15 protein-coding genes and 1 pseudogene are annotated in these 18811 nt (G+C 62.4%); 5 read left to right on the plus strand and 11 right to left on the minus strand.

All coding sequences use genetic code 11. The annotated features are described in order from the left end of the window. Positions 1-67: 67 nt before the first annotated feature. From K7431_RS17685 to K7431_RS17695, 3 genes are read right to left on the minus strand one after another with little or no spacing between them, the layout of a single operon-like run. Complete coding sequence (locus tag K7431_RS17685) at positions 68-1165, minus strand: DUF1513 domain-containing protein (protein ID WP_015885668.1); 1098 nt, start codon at positions 1163-1165, stop codon at positions 68-70. Positions 1166-1167: 2 nt separating this feature from the next. Continuing rightward, positions 1168-2232 carry an imelysin family protein gene (locus tag K7431_RS17690; protein WP_015885667.1) on the minus strand — a complete coding sequence of 355 codons (1065 nt, stop codon included), beginning with the start codon at positions 2230-2232 and terminating at the stop codon, positions 1168-1170. A gap of 31 nt (positions 2233-2263) precedes the next feature. Next, entirely contained in the window at positions 2264-3691 is a 1428-nt protein-coding gene (locus K7431_RS17695) for a di-heme oxidoreductase family protein (protein WP_015885666.1), read from the minus strand. Positions 3692-3830: 139 nt separating this feature from the next. Between K7431_RS17695 and K7431_RS17700 the strand changes: the two genes are divergently transcribed. Then, positions 3831-4394: an NAD(P)H nitroreductase gene (locus K7431_RS17700; protein ID WP_015885665.1), complete on the plus strand. Its 564-nt coding sequence runs from the start codon at positions 3831-3833 to the stop codon at positions 4392-4394. 123 nt (positions 4395-4517) lie between these two features. On the opposite strand, the gene K7431_RS31175 is transcribed toward K7431_RS17700, so the two are convergent. From K7431_RS31175 to gap, 8 genes and pseudogenes are all read right to left on the minus strand, one after another. Then, on the minus strand, positions 4518-5273 hold the full coding sequence (locus K7431_RS31175) for a methyl-accepting chemotaxis protein (RefSeq protein WP_370636118.1): 756 nt from the start codon (positions 5271-5273) through the stop codon (positions 4518-4520). A gap of 102 nt (positions 5274-5375) precedes the next feature. Then, a pseudogene (locus K7431_RS31180) lies at positions 5376-6680 on the minus strand (PDC sensor domain-containing protein); the annotation flags it as partial. Between the two features lie 114 nt (positions 6681-6794). Then, a complete protein-coding gene (locus K7431_RS17710) occupies positions 6795-7196 on the minus strand; it encodes a YbaN family protein (RefSeq protein ID WP_015885663.1) in 402 nt (133 codons plus the stop codon). Between the two features lie 148 nt (positions 7197-7344). Further along, positions 7345-7953 (minus strand): biliverdin-producing heme oxygenase, encoded by a 609-nt coding sequence (locus K7431_RS17715; RefSeq protein WP_015885662.1) that lies wholly within the window; start codon positions 7951-7953, stop codon positions 7345-7347. Between the two features lie 137 nt (positions 7954-8090). Then, positions 8091-10661, minus strand: coding sequence for a TonB-dependent receptor (locus K7431_RS17720; RefSeq protein ID WP_015885661.1), 2571 nt, complete (start codon positions 10659-10661; stop codon positions 8091-8093). Positions 10662-10776: 115 nt separating this feature from the next. Next, positions 10777-11745, minus strand: coding sequence for a FecR family protein (locus tag K7431_RS17725; RefSeq protein ID WP_015885660.1), 969 nt, complete (start codon positions 11743-11745; stop codon positions 10777-10779). Between the two features lie 74 nt (positions 11746-11819). Next, the gene (locus K7431_RS17730) at positions 11820-12338 is read right to left on the minus strand and encodes an RNA polymerase sigma factor (protein ID WP_015885659.1); all 519 of its coding nucleotides are present in this window, start codon (positions 12336-12338) and stop codon (positions 11820-11822) included. Between the two features lie 138 nt (positions 12339-12476). Continuing rightward, the gene (gene gap, locus K7431_RS17735; RefSeq protein WP_015885658.1) at positions 12477-13478 is read right to left on the minus strand and encodes a type I glyceraldehyde-3-phosphate dehydrogenase; all 1002 of its coding nucleotides are present in this window, start codon (positions 13476-13478) and stop codon (positions 12477-12479) included. Positions 13479-13699: 221 nt separating this feature from the next. Here gap and edd point away from each other — a divergent pair, with 221 nt between their 5' ends. From edd to K7431_RS17755, 4 genes are all read left to right on the plus strand, one after another. Next, on the plus strand, positions 13700-15526 hold the full coding sequence (gene edd, locus K7431_RS17740) for a phosphogluconate dehydratase (RefSeq protein ID WP_015885657.1): 1827 nt from the start codon (positions 13700-13702) through the stop codon (positions 15524-15526). Beyond that, a complete protein-coding gene (locus tag K7431_RS17745; RefSeq protein ID WP_015885656.1) occupies positions 15523-16479 on the plus strand; it encodes a glucokinase in 957 nt (318 codons plus the stop codon). Before edd ends, K7431_RS17745 begins: the two co-directional genes overlap by 4 nt. An 85-nt stretch (positions 16480-16564) precedes the next feature. Continuing rightward, complete coding sequence (locus K7431_RS17750) at positions 16565-17341, plus strand: response regulator (RefSeq protein ID WP_252121015.1); 777 nt, start codon at positions 16565-16567, stop codon at positions 17339-17341. A gap of 31 nt (positions 17342-17372) precedes the next feature. Further along, positions 17373-18800, plus strand: a complete 1428-nt coding sequence (locus tag K7431_RS17755; RefSeq protein WP_015885654.1) for an ATP-binding protein — start codon at positions 17373-17375, stop codon at positions 18798-18800. The last annotated feature ends 11 nt before the right edge of the window (positions 18801-18811 follow it).

Below are 18811 nucleotides of genomic sequence, written 5' to 3' on the forward strand. Positions count from 1 at the left end.
TTGCTGAGGGAGGGGCATGCGCCAGGGCGTCAGCCCAGGCGCTAAGGCGCTGAAGAGAGTCCCGGCGTTAGATCAGATGCAGATGGTTATCCCAGAGCCCCGCCGGCAGCTCCAACGGTTTTGCAAGCAGTGGGTTCTGGCGGCAGTCGTAGAACCGGCAACGCCCTTGTCCCGACGTCACGACAAACCCATCGTCTACGGCACCGACACCGGCACAGTCGGGCAGCGGCCCATCAAGCCGCAGTTCGCCGCTGTCCATGTCCCAGATGAAGAAGCGGTTGCCACGCGGTGCGGTCAACGCCACCAGGCGCAGCTCGCTGTGCACTGCAACGCTGGCGGTGTAGTGCCCCATGGCCTGCAGCTGTTCATCGGCCACCGGGAATGCCACGAAGGGCTGCCCTGGACGCTTGATCGCCAACAACTCGGAGCGTTCCTGGGACGGCCCCATGAACTGCTGCCCGGTGAGAATGGTGCCGTCGCTGGCGATCCCCATATGGCGCACGCTGTTCATCTGCTGGCCGAGGGTTTCCTTGCTGATCAGCGTACCGTCACGCTGCATCAGCACCAGGCTCGGTTCCATGGCGTTGAGGTTCATCTCCACGCGGCTTTCGGCTTCGGTGCGAATGCCGCCGTTGGCCACCACCAGGGTTTCGCCGTCGGGCATCCACGACACCTGGTGCGGACCGATACCGTGGGTGGAGATTTCGCCAGTGTGCACCAGCCGTTCGCCTTCGAACCTGTACACGCCGAGCAGGCCGCGGCCAGGGTCGGACGTATCGTTTTCGGTGGCGTACAGCCAGTCGCCGCTCTTGTGAATGACCGCGTGGCCATAGAAGTGCCGGTTGGCCTTCGAGGTGATGGTTTGCAGCAACGCGCCATCCCGCAGGTCGATCAGGTAACTCTCGGTGCCCGGGCGACGGGCGACAAACAGCGCAATCGGCAACGTCGGGTGGTTGATGATGTCGTGGCAGCGCTGGCCGACCTGGGTGGCAAACACCGGCTTGCCGTCCAGGCGATAGCCCACGGCGTAGTGCTTGCCGTCCGCATCATCCCGCGCCGAGAGCAGCAGCGGGCCCTTGTCTTTACTTTTGAACAGCGTCCAGCCACCCAACGTGAGTGCGCTGAGCAGCACGCTGCCAACGGCCAAAGCCTGTCGCCTGAGCATCATCAGTCACCGTCGTTGGCATTGAAGCCCAGTTGGATGCCCAGCGCCTTGGCCAATTCGCCTTCGTGCAGGCGGTGGACGACGTTGAGGCTGTCATAGATATCGTTGAGCTGCTGGCGCCCGGCATCGTCGGCCAGCAGCTCGTTGAGGGTGCGCGGGTTGCTGTCGAACAGTTTCAGGGACGCGGCGTAGGCGGCGTCGATCTTGTCAGCCAACGGTTTCTGCTCGGACGGCAGCAGGCCGCGCAGGCCTTTGTTGTCGACGCCGACCCACACGGTCTGGGCCGCCGCGAGGCTGGCTTGCAGGCTTTGCAGGGACGACTGGCTACGCCACGCATCGGCCTGGAAAGGCTGCGGGATACCCTTGGTCTGGCGGCCCATCGGCGTGCCGAGCTTTTTCTTCAGGGTGTCCAGTGCGGTCACTTGGACGCGCAGCAGATCGGCAATGGCTTCGTGGGAATCGGCGTAGCGCTGGTTCGGGAACTTGGTCATCTGCGCGAGCATGCCGTCGGTGCTGTTCCAGCTGGCCAGGATCTCTTCGGCGAGCGCCTTCTGGCGATCACCGATGGCCATCAGCAGTGGGCAGTAACGGGCCTTTTGGGCGTCGTCGGCGATATCGGTCTTGGCGTCGTAGAGGATGTATTCGTAGGCCGACAGGCCTTGCACCACCACGCTGGACTTGGCCAGGGCGGCACCGTCGATCTGCGGCTGGCTGGCGACCAGTTGCTCGACCTGGCGGCCGACCAGGTTTTTCTTGTCCGGCCAGAACTGCACCTGCCACGCACGGTTGCCTTCAGCCAGCGGGCCGATCAACAGCGGTTGCAGCTCGGCCCAGGCCTTTTGTGCGTGGAGGAAGTCGGCACGCGCGGTGTCCAGGCTCTCTTTACCCTGGCAGTAGGCCAGGGCGCTGACGGCCAGTTGGCGGTCGGCTTCAACCCAGCGGCTGTAGGTGGGCAGAATCACTTGCTTGGCGATGGCCGCCGAGGTCACGGCTTGCGGGTCTTGCGGCGAGCAGGCACCGAGGGCGAGGGCGGCAAGGCTGGTGAACAACAACTTGGGACGGAACATGTCGAGCTCCCTTCTGTAATTGGGGCGAAGCTTATAAAGAATTCAGGAACGCCAGCAACGCAGCGCGCTGCTCGGCATTAAAAGACAACACATGCTGCTGCGCCGCTTGTGCTTCGCCGCCGTGCCACAGCACGGCTTCCAGCAGGTTGCGAGCGCGGCCGTCATGCAGGAACTGGGTGTGGCCACTCACGGTTTGCGTCAAGCCGATACCCCACAACGGCGGCGTGCGCCAGTCGTGGCCGCCGGCCTTGAATTCGCTGCGGTTGTCGGCGAGGCCCGGTCCCATGTCGTGCAACAGCAGGTCGCTGTAGGGGCGGATCACTTGGTTGGCCAGCTCAGGTTCGGCGGCGTTGGCGGCCGTGGTGAACGCGGGCGTGTGGCAACCTTGGCAGCCAGCTTGATAGAACAGGTTTTTACCGGCCAGCACCTGTGGCGTGTTGACGCCTCGGCGCGCCGGTACGGCCAGGTTACGGGTGTAGAACAGCACCAGACGCAGGATATTGTCGCTGACCTCCGGCTCGCCGTCGGGGCCATTGCCGTTAGGGGCTTGTTTGCAGGCGACTTGGGCATCGGTGCAGTCATCGAACGGTCTCAGGGAAGTCGTGAGGCCCATATCACCAGAGAACGCGTGAACATTTTGTTGATTGAGGTTGGGTTGCCCGGCTTTCCAGCCAAAACGCCCGAGCACGGTTTTTTGCTGGGCGTCGTCCCAGACCCAATTGGCGCGGCCGACGATGGCTTCCTTGTCGGCGGTCTTCGGGTCGGTGTTGCGCAGGATATCGGCATCGCTGATGGCTTCGAGCAGGCCCAGGCCGATCATCGGCGGGGCGATGCGGGCGGAGAAGCGTGTGTCCGGATGCATCGGGCCGTAGCCGAGTTGGGTGATTTGCAGGTCCGGCTTGCGTAACTCGACCACGGTGCCGTCCTTGAACGTCACGTTGACCGGTGTGTAGTCCATGCGCACTTTGCCTTCGGGCACTACGCCCGGCACCGCCATGTCCTGCAGTTGCCCGCCGTAGACCGGCTCGGGCACTACGCCGATCTGTTCGATGAGTGTGGCATAGGGCGCAGCGTCCGGAATCGACAGGCGCACCAGCATCGACACCGCATTGGGTGCGTCGGGCAACGGCGGATGCCCACGGCCGTCCTTGATATGGCAGTTCTGGCAGGCGTTGGTGTTGAACAACGGGCCCAGGCCATCACGCGCCGTGGTGGTGGACGGGGCGATCACCCACGGGCTGCGAAAGAAGCTGTTGCCGACGCTGAAGTCCAGGCGCCGCGTGGGCGACAGGTTCGCCGAGGGCAAGGAAAACGCGTTCTGGTCGCGCTTGTTCACCGTCGCAGCGCCGCCCGCCCGTGATTCACCCGGCTCGGCCTTGGTAAACCTGGGCGCGTCATCGCAGGCAGTCAGGCTCAAGGCCAGCAACCCCGCGGACAGGCGAAAAAGCGAACGGAACATCGGGTTTCCTGAGTGAAGGCGCAAAATAGGGGCGCAAAGTCTAACAGGGCGGGGCGCAATGAATAAGAGCAATTATCGTTTGGTGGTATCCGATTCATTCCCGCTAGAATGACCGCACATTTTTTTCTGGAGGTGGCCAATGCAGGCTCTCGACGCTTTGCTCAACCGTGTTTCCGTGCCGCGCCTGCTGGAACCGGCACCGACCCAGGAGCAGCGCGACGTGCTGTTCGCCGCCGCCATGCGTGCACCCGACCACGGCCAGCTGCGCCCTTGGCGTTTCCTGACGGTTGAAGGGGCTGCCCGTGAGCAAATGGGCACGCTGCTGGCCGAGGCTGCGCGCCTGCAAGACGCGGACGCACCGCAAGCCGCCATCGACAAGGCCCAGAACGGCCCGCTGCGTGCGCCGCTGGTGGTGGTGGTGATTGCCCGTCTGCAGGAACACTTCAAGGTGCCCAAGTCCGAACAACGGCTGGCCGCCGCCTGCGCGGCGCACGGCATCCTGCTGGCCGCGTATGCCCAGGGCATTGGTGCGGTGTGGCGCACCGGCGAACTGTCCTACTCGGCCCACGTCGCCAAAGGCCTGGGGCTGACGGCGGATGAGGAAGTGATTGGCTTCCTCTATTTGGGTACGCCGCAGAACCCGCCGCGCACGGCGGCTAAGGAAGATGTGGCGGCGTTCGTCCAGGCCTGGCAGGGTCTTTAGCCGTTCGTGGACCCCATGTGGGAGGGGGCTTGCCCCCGATAGCGGTGTGTCAGCTACAGATAAGTAGACTGATACTCTGCAATCGGGAGCAAGCCCCCTCCCACATTGCTCCTTTGGTGTTATTTAAACCTTGAACTGATCCATGAGTTTCATCTGCTGGCTGGCCAAGGCATTGAGTTGGCTGCTGATGGCCGCCGACTCAGTCGCCTGCCCGGTCAGGGTTTCGGTCACGGTGCGGATCGCCGAGACATTGCGGTTGACCTCTTCGGCCACCGCGCTTTGTTGTTCGGCGGCGCTGGCGATCTGCAGGTTCATGTCGCTGATCACGGTGACAGCATCGCTGATCTTGCCCAGGGCCTGCACCGCTTGATGGATCTGCCCCGCATTGCTCTGGGCCTGGCTTTGGCTCGAATGCATGGTGGCCACCACGCCACGGGTGCCGCTCTGGATGCGTTCGATCACCAGGCGGATTTCCTCCACCGAATCCTGGGTGCGCTTGGCCAGGTTGCGCACTTCGTCGGCCACCACCGCAAACCCACGGCCACTTTCCCCGGCGCGTGCCGCTTCGATGGCGGCGTTGAGGGCCAGCAGGTTGGTCTGCTCGGCAATGCTGCGGATCACTTCCAGCACTGAGCCGATCTGCTCGCTGTTGACCGCCAGGGCTTCGACTTCCGTCACCGCCTTGCTGACTTCCTCGGCCAGGGTCGTGATATCCCGTGTGCTCTGTTCAATGATTTGCATGCCTTCGCGTGCCGATTGATCGGCACCGCGTGCCGCGTTGGCAGCATTCGAGGCGCTGTTGGCGACGTCGTGGGCGGTGGCGCTCATTTCATTGGACGCGGTGGCCACTTGGTCGATTTCGCGGAACTGCACCTGCATGCCTTCACTGGTCTGGCGCGCGATGGCGGAAGACTGGTCCGCCGTGCCCCGGGCTTCGGTGATGCTCTGCTTGATCTGGGCGATGGTCGGTTGCAGCTTATCGAGGAAGCGGTTGAACCAGTTCACCAGTTCGCCCAGTTCATCTTTCTTTGCATACGCCAGGCGTTGGGTGAGGTCGCCTTCGCCGCTGGCGATGTCCTTGAGCATGGCCGCCACGCTGTTGATCGGGCGGGTCACGCCGGTGGCGGTCAGCCAGATCAGCAGCAGGCCCAGCAGGCCGGCGGCAGCGGCCACCAGCAGTGCCTTGAGGGTGCCGGCCGCCTGGGCTTCATCGAGTACGCCTTGCAGTTTGACGTTATCGGCCAGCATCACGGCTTTTGGCAGCTTGATCACCACGCCCCAGGATTTGGCCTCGGCAATCGGCTTGACCGGGTACACGGCGCGAATGGTGCCGTCCTGTTCGCGGATCATGCGGTTGTCGCTCGCCAACAATTGCACGATTTCCTTGCCTTCGGTGCCGAGGGTGTCGATCAGGTTCTTGCCGACCTTCGCCGGCTCGCCGCTGTAGGCGGCAATCAAACCGCTGCTGGAGAGAATCTCCAGGTGTGCTGCGCCGTTGAACAGGTTCTTCTGTGCAGCGTCGGTGGTTGCTTGCAGGGCGGTGAGGGCGATGTCGACGCCCACCACGCCGATGACCTTACCGTCTACGATCAGCGGCAGGGAAATGGTGGTCATCAGCACGGGTTTGCCGGCCACGGTGTCCTCGTACGGGTCCAGCAGACAAATGCTACGGCTATCACGTGGGCAGGTGTACCAGATGTTGTAGGGCGTACCGCTGAGGTTGAGGCTGGTCTTGGTCAGGTCGTCCTCGACCATGATGGTGTTCAAGCCTTGACCGCCTGCACGGCTCCAATAGCTGGAGAAGCGGCCTTTCTCGTTGGAGACGCGGGCCTTGTCGTCGATGAATTCGTTGTCTTTGCCATCCAGGCCGTTGGGTTCGAATGACAGCCAGATACCCAGTACCTTGTTGTTGCGTTCGAAGGCGCTTTTCAGGCTCTGGTTGAGTGCTTCGCGCAGTGCGCCGGGCTCCAGCCCTCGCTGAGCTGCCAGGTTGCGCAGGTCTTTGACCTGATCGGCGAGGGCGGTCAAGGCCACCAGGCTGTCACCGAAGGTTTTCTGCAACTGCACCGCCTGTTCGGCCGCCCTGGCTTGCAGCAGTTGTTCGACGCTGGCAGTGAGCATGCGCGAGCTTGAGTCGCTGACCAACTGATCATTCTGGGTGGTGTTGTAGATATTGATGCTGACGACCAGCGCGATCACCCCCAACAGGCAAAGACCGGACAGCAACACAATTTTCAAGCGGATGGAGAGGGTGTTGAACATAGGTTCACTCACGAATGCACTCATGGGTATGCAAGCACCAGAGCCAAGTCCATTCAGCGCTATGTCTGAAACATCGGCGTCATAAATCAATACATGAGAGGCAGGCGATGAACGGCGCGTAAGCGCCTGTACGCGCCGTTATACGGGCTGTGCGAGCCGTTCGGGGCGTGACCAGATCCACAGGTTGCCCAGGCTCATCCCGGCAATCGCCAGGTAGATCGGCCAGCCGTGGTCGAGCATCACCAGCATCAGCGTGGCGCAGAGCAGCATGCTCACGGTGGCGCTGACCTTGGCCCGCCGGGCAATGATCTTGCCGTTGCGCCAGTTGGACAGGATCGGCCCGAACAGCCGATGGTTTTCCAGCCAGGCGCTGAGACGCGGCGAGCTTTTGGTGGCGGCCCAGGCGGCCAGCAGGATGAATTCGGTGGTGGGCAAACCCGGTATGACAATCGCCACCAACCCGATGCCCAGGCTGACGTAGGCCAGCAGGCCGAAGAGGATCCGGGCGATTTTCGAGGTGGATGGGGTTTTGCGGGTCATGGTTTATTTGTAACGTCGCGAAGTGAGCGCCAACTGTGGGAGGGGGCTTGCCCCCGATGGCAGTAGTTCAGTCACTGTAGAGGGTGACTGGTACTCAGCTATCGGGGGCAAGCCCCCTCCCACAGTTGATGGCATTTCAATCTGGAGGTCAGGCCAATTCAGGGGCGCTAGCGTACGCCTGTTCCAGCAATACGGTGAAGCGTACAAACGCGTCGATCGCGCCTTTTTCCACAGCAGCTTCTTCTTCGGCGCTGAATGGCAGGGCGTCGAGAGTGCGCGTGAAGCTTTTCCAGCCTTCGGCACGACCACCGGCCGGCTCACCCAGGTGGCGGGCACCGAAGGTTTCACTCAGGCCCAGGCCCACGGCGCGCTTGATCAGGAACGCGGCGCCCAGCTTGGAACCTTCGGACACAAACAGCCAGCCCAGGGCTTCGGCCTTGCTCGGGTTTTTCACGGCGCCGGCGACCGGTGCAGGCACGTCGGTGTCCAGGTCGCTCAGGTCCAGCTTGGCGGCTTCGGCGCGGCAGCGCTCGGCCAGGTCCGGCACGATCTTGATCAGTTCGGCATCGTTGTACAGGGCCACCAGTTCCGATTGGAACAGGTATTGCGCCACCACGAAACGGGCGAAGTTGGCTTGGGTTTCAAACGGGGCATGAGCCTTCACCAGTGCGTCGAGCTTGGTGTGTGGCTCGTGGGTGATCTGGTTCAGGCGCTGGGAGCGCAGGCTTGGGCGTTCAGCGGTAGGGGAAGCGGTCATGAAAAAAGTCCTTGAGAAGGGAAGCGCCTGGGTGCCCGAAAGAGAGCTGTTATCAACTAGACGAACAAGAAGACGCGGCACAGTAAAAAATCCTCACCCCGGCGCTGAATAATTACGCCGGGGTGAGGCGGGTTTCATCAGATGTCCCAGATCACGTTGATCGCAAAGTTGCGACCTGGCTGGGTCAGGCGGTCGAGGTTGGCCGGGGAGGTCACACCGGCTTCGCCGACGCCGTCGTAGCTGCGCACGTCGTCCCAGTTCCAGTACTTCTTGTCGGTCAGGTTGTAGAGGCCGCCGTTGACGGTCACGTCGTGGGTGACCTTGTAGAAACCGGTCAGGTCGACGACGCCGAAGCCTGGGGTCTTGAACGGGGCACTGGTGGTATTGCCGTCGGGCGAGAAGAACGTATTTTTGTCGACGCGGTTCTGTTTCTTGACCAGGGTCCAACTGACCAGGGCGCCATATTGCTCCTGGTCATAACCCAGTCCGAACACGCCCTTGAGTGGGTTGACACTGTTGAGCGGCTGGCCGGTTTCGTCGTTACGGCCGTAGGCGTAGGCCACGGCGCCCTGTGTATACACACCCTGTGGCGCGCCGAAGGCGTCCAGGTTCATGCGACCCTTGGCTTCAATGCCCTTGATGGTGGCGCGTTTGATGTTGAAGGGTTGGAAGATCGTGCCGGTCGGACTTACCGAGGTGTTGTCCTCGTCGATGAAGTCCTTGTACTTGTTGTAGAACACCGCGACATCGAAGTTGCCCGCGTCGAAGTTGCCGCGAATCCCGGTCTCGATGCCTTTGCTGGTTTCCGGCTTAAGGTCCGGGTTGGGCTCGACCACGTAACCTTGCTGGAGGTTTTCAAAGCGACCGTACAACGCCTTGGCCGACGGCGTGCGGAAGCCTTCGGCGTATTGGCCGAACCAGGTGTAGTGATCGGTCAGCGCGTAGGTCAGGCCGAATTTCGGCGAGACCCGGTGCCAGGTCTTGGTGCTGTCGTCGTGGGGGTAAATGCGGGTCGGGTCGGTGGCGTTGAGGAAGTCCTCGGTCAGCTTGGGCTTGAGCTGGGTGTAGTCGTAGCGAACGCTGGGCAGGAAGGTCCAGTTTTTCCAGGCGATCTGGTCCTGGGCAAACAGCGAGTAGGTGTTGATGGTCGGGTCTGGGAAGTCGCTGGCCTTGCGCACGCTGTCACCGGCCGAGGGGCTGGGTGCGCCGATGGCCGTGCAACCACTGCCGACGGCCAGGCAGGTGGCGGCGCCTTCGCGCGAACCGGTGACTTTCTGCTGCTTGAGGGTGGTGCCGTACGTGACGTGGTGATCGGTTTCGCCGAGGCTGAAAGCCTTGTCCAGCTGTGCGTCGAACACCCATTGCCGTTCTTGGTACAAGGTCTCGCGGGTACGCAAGACGCGGCGACTTGGCTGGTAGATTTCGGCCGTCGTCTGGTCGGTCTTGGCAATCTGGTAGTTGAGGCTGGTCTTGATGCGGTCGGCAATCGGCGACTCGAGGGCAATGCTGTTTTCCAGGCCGAAGCGTTCACGGGTAATGGTGTCGTTGCCGGTACGGGCACGGTACCAGTTCGAGACGAAGGGGCCGGCGTTGAACGGGCCGCCCACGGCGTTCTTGAGGTTGGTGTCGCGATCATCCTTGTACTTTTCATACGTCAGGCCCAGACGGTTGTCATCGCCGTAGTTCCAACCGAGCTTGGCCAGGATATTGGTCGTACGTGCGTCTTCCGGGTTGGCGCCGGTGCGGGCCAGGCCGGTGGCGTTGTTGCCGTCGTAGGACTCCATCTCGTGGCCATTGCGCTGGCTCAGGTGCAGCAAGCCGTCGACGTCCTGCACACGGCCGGCGACGGTGCCGGAGGTCAGCCAGCTTTCGTCGGCGGAGCTGTAGCCGGTCTTCAGGCGCGCGCCGACGTCCTGGCCGGGCTTGATGATGTCGTCCGGATCGAGGGTGAAGTAACTCACCGCGCCACCAATCGCGCTGCTGCCGTACAGGGCCGACGCCGGGCCGCGTAGGATCTCCACGCGCTTGACGATTTCCGGGTCGACGTAGTTGCGACGGGTCTTGGCGTAGGGGCCGTTGAAGAAGTTGTCCGGCACTTCCACGCCGTCCACCTGGGTGAGGATGCGATCGCCGTCGATGCCGCGAATGTTGAAACCGGCGTTACCGGCACGGGTGCCGGCGCCGCCGACTGAAACGCCAGGCTCGTAGCGCACCAGTTCGCGAATGGTGTTGACGTTCTGGCGGTCCAGCGCTTCGCGCTCATGCACGCTGACGGTGCTCGGCACGCTGCTCACATCCTGCTCGTTACGGGTGGCGCTGATGGTCACCTGTTGCAGGTTGAGGGCGCCGCCCGCTGCGCGCTTTTCCAGGACGATGCTGTTGCTGCCCAGTTTGCGGTAGCTCAGGTTGGTCCCCACCAACAGCCGGTCCAGGGCTTTTTCCGGCGACAACGGGCCGCTTACGCCAGGGGACGATACACCCTGGCCCAGTTCCGCCGGCAGGCCGACTTGCCAGCCGGTCACGGCGGTAAAGGCGTTCAGTGCCGAAACCAGCGGCTGTTGCTCGATGCTGAAGGTGTAATTGCCGTGGCTGCGCGGGGCAGGTTCGGCGGCGGTGGCGGTCATCACTGGCGCAGCGGCCAGCAGGATGGCTGCCGTCAGCAAGGACAGGACGGGCGAAGAGGACCGGCGGTTGAAACAAGAGGACATCGAGAGCGCTCCGGGGTACGAGTCTTATAGTTGCGAACTGAGACAAATAGGAATCAGTTGCATTGGCTAAGACGAGACGTACCACCGACAGCTATCGAGTAAAAATAATTCTCATTTAGTTCAAGATCACCAGCGCCGGGTATTCCGACAGCTTGGCCGAGGTGATGTGCGCCAGCGAACGCACCACGTCCAGGGGCTGGTCGAGGCGGTAATTGCCGGTGACGGCGACGCTGGCGAGTTGGTCGTTGGTGTTGACGATCCAGCCGGGGTAATAGCGACGCAGCTCGGCGAGCACTTCGCTCATCGGGCAGTTTTCGAAGATCAGCCGGCCTTGCACCCAGGCCAAGTCCTTGTTGGCGTCCAGTTTGGCGGGTTGGCCAAAGCCCTTGGGCCCGATGCGGATACTTTCACCGGCGCTCAGGCGCACACGGGCATCGTCGAAGGTATTGCTCAGGTCCACATCGCCGCGCTGCACTTGCACCTGCGCTTCGCCATTCAGGTAGCGCACGGCGAAGGCGGTATCGCGCACGCTGGCGCGTACGGGGCCGGCGTCGATCTCCAGGGGCAGGCCATGGCTGGGCACGACGTCGAAAAACGCTTCGCCCTGGTACAGGCGGGCGATGCGCTGGTGGTCCTTGATGCTGCTGGAAAACGCCGAGTTGGTGTTGAGCAGCACTTTGGAGCCATCGTCCAATTGCAGGCGCTGGCGTTCGCCCACCACGGTGAGGTGGTCGGCTTGCAGGCGTACCGGCAGGTTGCTGAAGCTGAACAGGCCGATCAACAACACGGCGGCAGTGGCCAGCGGTTTCCAATGCGGCTTGACCCGGCGCCAGGCGCTGGGTTTGCGCGGCGCGGCCAGTGCGACAGCAGCGCTGTGGACCGGCGCGCCACCCCAGGCGGCTTGGGCCTTGCCGAACGCGTGGACATGCGCGGGGTCGCTGGCCAGCCAGGCTTCGAATTCAGCCTGCTGCCCGGGCAGCGGGCACTGCAGGGCGATCAGCCAGTCGAGGGCTTGGTCCATAGCCGTGTCTTGCAACACCTCATGAGCCAGCTCATGGGGGCGCAGTTTATTCGGGTCCGTCACGGTGTTCCTCGGGTCTTCGCCACGTTCTATTCAACTTTCCTACAGCTTGGGTCGACGTTTCTGTCGGGAGAAGCTTAAGGCCGATCCAGCCGTTCGGCCACACCTACACAGATGGCCATGATCAATTTCAGTTCCTTTTGCACGGTGCTCAAGGACACTTCCAACTGATCGGCGATCTCCTGGTAACTGCAACCGTGCAGGCGGCTGAGGATGAAAATCTGCTGTTGGCGGGCGCTCAACTGGCCGAGGCTGACACTCAGGGCTTCAAGCATCTGCTCGGCCTGGGTGGCGTCTTCGGGGGTGCTGATGGGCGCGGCGACGCTTTGCAGGACGTCCATCGGAACATCTTCCTGCAGCGTACGGGCCTGGATCCTACGCGCGCGCAGATGATCCAGCGCGAGGTTGCGCGCAGTTTGATAGACGAAGGGCTCAAGGTGATCGATCGGCCGCTCACTGAGGGCCCGGGTGACGCGCAGGTAGGTTTCCTGCAACAGGTCCTCGGCGGTGCTGTGGTTATTCACCATCCGCTGCAAGGTGCGAAGCAGAACCACCCGTTGGGTGATAAAGACGTGGTTGAAGCGAGATTGGCTCACAGTGATACCAGACCGGTTTGCAGTTAATGATAATGCTTATCATCAACTCAAATGGCAAGTGGCTATTGCTGTGAGCCTGTGTCGATCAAATGTGGGAGGGGGCGAGCCCCCTCCCACACAAGCCCTGCACAACTCAAATTATTCCGCGTTGCACAGCGCCAGGCAGTTATCCAGCATACGGTTCGAGAAGCCCCACTCGTTGTCATACCAGGCCAGCACTTTCAGCAATTTGCCGCTGACTTTGGTGTGATTGGCATCGAAGATCGACGACAGCGGGTTATGGTTGAAGTCACTGGAAACCAGCGGCAGGGTGTTGTAGCCGAGGATCTTCGAGTGTTGGCTGGCTTCTTTCAGCAGCGCGTTGACTTCTTCGGCAGTGGCTTCTTTCTTCAACTGCACAGTGAGGTCCACCAGCGACACGTTGATCACCGGTACCCGCACGGCCATGCCGGTCAGCTTGCCCGCCAGTTCCGGCAGCACCAGGCCGACCGCTTCGGCGGCGCCGGTCTTGCTCGGGATCATGTTCTGGGTGGCCGAACGCGCGCGGTACGGGTCGGTGTGGTAGACATCGGTGAGGTTCTGGTCGTTGGTGTAGGCGTGAATCGTGGTCATCAAGCCGCTTTCGATGCCCAACTCGCGGTGCAGCACCTGGGCGACCGGCGCCAGGCAGTTGGTAGTGCACGAGGCGTTGGAGATGATCTGGTGCGATTGACGCAAAATGTCATGGTTGACGCCGTAGACCACCGTGGCGTCCGCGCCCTTGGCCGGTGCCGAGATGATCACCTTGCGTGCGCCGGCGGTAATATGGGCGGCAGCCTTGTCACGGTCGGTGAACAGGCCGGTGCATTCAAACACCACGTCGATCTTGTGCGCGGCCCACGGCAGGTCGGCCGGGTTGCGGATGGCACTCACGGCAATCCGGTCACCATTGACGGTCAGGCTTTCCTGATCGTGGGCGACCTCTGCTTCGAAAGTGCCATGTACGGTGTCGTATTTGAGGAGATGGGCATTGATCGAACTGTCGCCCAGATCATTGATGGCGACGATCTGCAAATCCTGGCGGTAGCCTTGGGTATACAGTGCGCGCAGGACATTACGGCCGATACGGCCAAAACCATTGATTGCGATACGAAGAGTCATTGGAAAGTGCCTGTCGTCGATTTGTTGTAAGAATTACAAGATTATTCGCATAAAAATAGAAAACAAGCCTTTTTAGTGGCAATATTTTGTTCAATCTACAACGAGTGACCTGAATCAACTGGTCCGATGATCCAAACGACTCCCTGCCATCCCATGCGCTGCGGGCGTTTGATCAGCATAGACACTCAGGTCGCCACATCCGTTAGCCTGGAGTTCTACACATGCATCCCCGCGTCCTTGAGGTCACCGAACGGCTTATCGCCCGCAGCCGCGCCACCCGCGAGGCTTACCTTGCGCTCATTCGCGGCGCAGCCAGCGACGGTCCGATGCGCGGCAAGCTGCAATGCGCCAACTTCGCCCATGGCGTGGCCGGTTGCGGCACCGAAGACAAAAACAGCCTGCGCATGATGAATGCCGCCAACGTGGCAATTGTTTCTTCATATAACGACATGCTCTCGGCGCACCAGCCGTACGAACATTTCCCGGAACAGATCAAGAAAGCCCTGCGCGAAGTCGGCTCGGTCGGCCAGTTCGCCGGCGGCACCCCGGCGATGTGCGACGGCGTGACCCAGGGCGAGCCCGGCATGGAGCTGAGCCTGCTCAGCCGCGAAGTGATTGCCATGTCCACGGCGGTAGCGCTGTCCCACAACATGTTCGACGCCGCGCTGATGCTGGGCATCTGCGACAAGATCGTCCCCGGCCTGATGATGGGCGCGCTGCGCTACGGCCACCTGCCGATGATCTTCGTACCGGGCGGGCCAATGCCGTCGGGTATTTCCAACAAACAGAAGGCCGACGTGCGCCAGCGCTACGCCGAAGGCAAGGCCACCCGCGAAGAGCTGCTGGAATCGGAGATGAAGTCCTACCACAGCCCCGGCACCTGCACCTTCTACGGCACTGCCAACACCAACCAGCTGTTGATGGAAGTGATGGGCCTGCACTTGCCGGGCGCCTCGTTCGTCAACCCGTACACACCGCTGCGTGATGCGCTGACCCGCGAAGCCGCACACCAGGTCACGCGCCTGACCAAGGCCAACGGCAACTTCACGCCGATCGGCGAGATCGTCGACGAGAAATCCATCGTCAACTCGATCATCGCGCTCAATGCCACCGGCGGGTCCACCAACCACACCCTGCACATGCCGGCCATCGCGATGTCGGCGGGCATCATCCTCACCTGGGACGACATGGCCGACCTCTCCGAGGTAGTGCCGACCCTGTCCCACGTGTATCCAAACGGCAAGGCCGACATCAACCACTTCCAGGCGGCGGGCGGCATGTCGTTCCTGATCCGCGAATTGCTCGAAGCCGGCCTGCTCCATGAAGACGTCAACACCGTGGCCGGCAAGGGCCTGAGCCGTTACACCCAGGAACCGTTCCTGGTCGACGGCGAGCTGATCTGGCGCGACGGCCCCATCGAAAGCCTCGACGAAACCATCCTGCGCCCCGTGGCCCGTGCGTTCTCGCCCGAAGGCGGCTTGCGCGTGATGGAAGGCAACCTTGGCCGTGGCGTGATGAAAGTCTCGGCCGTGGCGCCGGAGCACCAGATCGTTGAAGCCCCTGCCGTGGTGTTCCAGGACCAGCAGGACCTGGCCGACGCCTTCAAGGCCGGGCAACTGGAAAAAGACTTTGTCGCGGTCATGCGCTTCCAGGGCCCACGGTCCAACGGCATGCCCGAATTGCACAAGATGACGCCGTTCCTCGGCGTGCTGCAGGACCGCGGCTTCAAGGTCGCACTGGTAACAGACGGGCGGATGTCCGGCGCGTCGGGTAAGATCCCCGCCGCGATTCACGTCAACCCCGAAGCCCAGAGCGGCGGGCCACTGGCGCGGGTGCGCGATGGCGATATCATTCGCGTGGATGGCGTGAAGGGCACCTTGGAGCTTAAGGTGGACGCCGAAGAGTTTGCAGCGCGCGCGCCTGCCACGGGCCTGTTGGGCAATAACGTGGGGGCCGGTCGCGAGCTGTTTGCATTTATGCGCATGGCCGCAAGCTCCGCAGAGCAGGGCGCCAGCGCCTTTACCTCTGCCTTGGAGACGCTTAAGTGAAGTTAGCGCTGGTCGGTGACATCGGGGGCACCAATGCCCGTTTTGCGTTGTGGCGGGATCAGGAACTGCATTCGATCCGTGTGCATGCCACGGCGGATCACACGAGTCCTGAAGAGGCGATCAAGGTCTACCTCAACGAGGAAGGCCTGGAAATCGGGGACATCGGCGCGGTGTGCCTGTCAGTCGCCGGGCCAGTGAGCGGGGATGAATTTAAATTCACCAACAATCACTGGCGCCTGAGCAAGACTGCCTTCTGCAAAACCCTGCAAGTGGATGAGCTGCTGCTGGTCAATGACTTCTCGGCCATGGCCCTGGGCATGACCCGTCTCAAGCCCGACGAATTCCGCGTGGTCTGCGCAGGCACGCCGGAGCCGTTGCGCCCGGCGGTGGTGATCGGCCCGGGCACCGGCCTGGGTGTCGGTACGTTGCTGGACCTCGGCGCTGGCCGCTTTGCGGCGTTGCCGGGGGAGGGCGGGCATGTCGATTTGCCGCTGAGCAGCCCACGGGAAACCCAGTTGTGGCAGCACATCTACAGCGAGATCGGCCACGTCAGTGCGGAAACCGCGTTGAGCGGTGGCGGGTTGCCGCGTCTGTACCGTGCGATTTGTGCGGTTGATGGCCACACACCGGTCCTGGAAACGCCCGAGGCCATCACGGCCGCAGGCCTGGCCGGTGACCCGGTGGCGATGGAAGTATTGGACCAGTTCAGCATCTGGCTGGGCCGCGTCGCAGGCAACAATGTGCTGACCACCGGTGGACGCGGTGGTGTGTATATCGTGGGCGGGGTGATACCGAGGTTTGCCGACTTCTTTATCCGCAGTGGCTTTGCCAAGAGCTTCAGTGACAAAGGCTGCATGAGCGACTACTTCAAGGGCATTCCGGTGTGGTTGGTGACGGCGCCGTATTCCGGGTTGACCGGGGCGGGTGTGGCGCTCGAACAGGCTTTTGCATAGGCAGTGATGGCCCTGTCGGGGGCAAGCCCCGTCCCACAGTTTGATGTGTGAATACATTCAAAGTGTGGGAGGGGGCTTGCCCTCGATGAGGCCATCAAGTACACCCCATAACAACAAGGAGGACCCCGTGAGCGTAATCAGTAAATCGATTCTCCTCGTCGACGACGACCAGGAAATCCGTGAATTGCTGCAGACCTACCTCAGTCGCGCCGGCTTCCAGGTGCGTGGCGTGCCGGATGGCGCGGGGTTCCGCCAGGCGATGAACGAGGCGCCCTGCGACCTGGTCATCCTTGATGTGATGTTGCCAGACGAAGACGGTTTCAGCCTCTGCCGCTGGATCCGCCAGCACCCGCGCCAGGCGCAGGTGCCGATCATCATGCTCACCGCCAGTTCCGACGAGGCCGACCGCGTGATCGGCCTGGAGCTGGGCGCCGATGACTACATCGGCAAGCCTTTCAGCCCCCGCGAGCTGCAGGCGCGGATCAAGGCCTTGTTGCGCCGTTGCCAGTTCGGCCAGGAGCGCAGCAGTGGCGGCGATGTGCTGGTGTTTGATGAGTGGCGCCTGGATATGATCAGCCACCGCCTGTTCCACGTGGATGGCGAAGAGGTGATCCTCTCCGGCGCCGACTTTGCCCTGCTCAAATTATTTCTCGACCACCCGCAACAGATCCTCGACCGCGACACCATCGGCAACGCCACCCGTGGCCGCGACCTGATGCCGCTGGACCGTATCGTCGACATGGCCGTCAGCCGCCTGCGCCAACGCCTGCGCGATACCGAAAAACCGCCGAGGCTGATCCGTACGGTGCGCGGCAGTGGGTATCAACTGGCAGCCAGCGTGGTTGCCGGCAATGCCCACTGAACCATTGACCGAGCGCCGTCGGCGCTTCCCGGTGCCGCGCTCGCTGTTGGGGCGCATGCTGCTGCTGACGCTGCTGGCCGTGTTGTTTGCCCAAGCGCTGTCCAGTGTGATCTGGGTGTCGCAGTTGCGTGCCACCCAGCTCGAAGGGCTGGTCACCAGCGCCCGCAGCCTCGCGCATTCGATGACCGCCAGCGTGAGTTACTTCCGTTCGTTGCCGGTGGCGTATCGGCCGTTGGTGCTGGACCAATTGCGCAGCATGGGCGGCACGCGTTTTGTGGTGACCCTCAATGATCGTCCGCTGGACATGGCCATCCTGCCGCAGACCCCGCGTAAACAGGCGGTGCTCGAGGCGGTGGACGAGGTGTTGAAACAAACCCTCGGCGCCGATGTGCACATGTCGGTGGAGTTCGTCAGCGCCGAAGACCTGCGTATCTTCAACGCCGGCCTGAAACTCGATGAACTGCCGCGCTCCTGGGCGCACTACGCCCTGACCCTGGAACCGGTGAACCCACCGGTGCTGGTCACCCAGATCCAACTCGCCCAGGGCGAATGGCTGTACATCGCCTCGCTGCTGCCCGAGCCCTACACCAGCCTTGAAGAACAAGGCCTGCCGTCCCAGCAAGTGTGGTTTATCGTGCTGACCAGCGGTTTCCTGCTGCTGTTTATCGGGTTGCTGGTGCACTGGCAGAGCCGGCCGCTCAAGCGCCTGGCGCGGGCGGCGCGGGACATGTCCCTGGGGGCCGATGTTGAGCCGGTGGCCGAAGGCGGCGGCAGCGAAGTGGTGGAAGTAGGGCGTGCGTTCAATGCCATGCGCGAGCGCATCAGCCGCTACCTGACCGAACGCAGCCAATTGTTCAGTGCGATCTCCCACGACTTGCGCACGCCGATCACCCGTCTGCGCCTGCGCGTTGAATTGCTTGAAGACGAAAACCTGCAAGCCAAGTTTGGCCGCGACCTGGATGAGTTGGAGTTGCTGGTGAAGGGCGCGCTGCAATGTGTGAAAGACACCGATATCCACGAAAACATCGAGCCGGTCGACCTCAATCACGTGCTCGACTGCCTGGTGGAGCCGTATCTGGCGCCTAACGGTAATGGCCGCGTGACTCAACATGGCCGCGCCCTGACCACTTATCCGGGCAAGCCGCTGGCGCTCAAGCGTTGCATCGGCAACTTGATCGACAACGCCTTGAAGTACGGGCAGAACGCGCATTTGCACATCGAGGACGATGGCGCGGAGTTCATCCTGCACGTGGATGACGAAGGCCCCGGCGTGCCGGAGCAGCGGTTGGAGCAGGTGTTCGAACCGCACTTCCGCCTGGCCGGGCAGCAGCAGGGTTACGGCTTGGGCTTGGGGATAGCGCGCAACATTGCGCATAGCCATGGCGGCGAAGTGAGTTTGCAGAATCTGCGCGAGGGTGGGTTGCGGGTGACCCTGCAACTACCGCGCGGCTTAGACTGAACACAAGCGGT

The organism is Pseudomonas fluorescens group sp. (assembly GCF_020093335.1).
GTDB classification, from domain to species: Bacteria; Pseudomonadota; Gammaproteobacteria; order Pseudomonadales; family Pseudomonadaceae; genus Aquipseudomonas; species Aquipseudomonas petroselini.

Coding starts and splice junctions, on each gene's coding strand:
- K7431_RS17720 (WP_015885661.1), bottom strand. CDS start 10,661: ATGTCCTCTTGTTTCAACCGCCGGTCCTCTTCGCCCGTCCTGTCCTTG.
- K7431_RS17750 (WP_252121015.1), top strand. CDS start 16,565: ATGAGGCCATCAAGTACACCCCATAACAACAAGGAGGACCCCGTGAGC.
- K7431_RS17695 (WP_015885666.1), bottom strand. CDS start 3,691: ATGTTCCGTTCGCTTTTTCGCCTGTCCGCGGGGTTGCTGGCCTTGAGC.
- K7431_RS31175 (WP_370636118.1), bottom strand. CDS start 5,273: ATGCAGGTGCAGTTCCGCGAAATCGACCAAGTGGCCACCGCGTCCAAT.
- K7431_RS17710 (WP_015885663.1), bottom strand. CDS start 7,196: ATGACCCGCAAAACCCCATCCACCTCGAAAATCGCCCGGATCCTCTTC.
- edd (WP_015885657.1), top strand. CDS start 13,700: ATGCATCCCCGCGTCCTTGAGGTCACCGAACGGCTTATCGCCCGCAGC.
- K7431_RS17690 (WP_015885667.1), bottom strand. CDS start 2,232: ATGTTCCGTCCCAAGTTGTTGTTCACCAGCCTTGCCGCCCTCGCCCTC.
- K7431_RS17715 (WP_015885662.1), bottom strand. CDS start 7,953: ATGACCGCTTCCCCTACCGCTGAACGCCCAAGCCTGCGCTCCCAGCGC.
- K7431_RS17700 (WP_015885665.1), top strand. CDS start 3,831: ATGCAGGCTCTCGACGCTTTGCTCAACCGTGTTTCCGTGCCGCGCCTG.
- K7431_RS17685 (WP_015885668.1), bottom strand. CDS start 1,165: ATGCTCAGGCGACAGGCTTTGGCCGTTGGCAGCGTGCTGCTCAGCGCA.
- gap (WP_015885658.1), bottom strand. CDS start 13,478: ATGACTCTTCGTATCGCAATCAATGGTTTTGGCCGTATCGGCCGTAAT.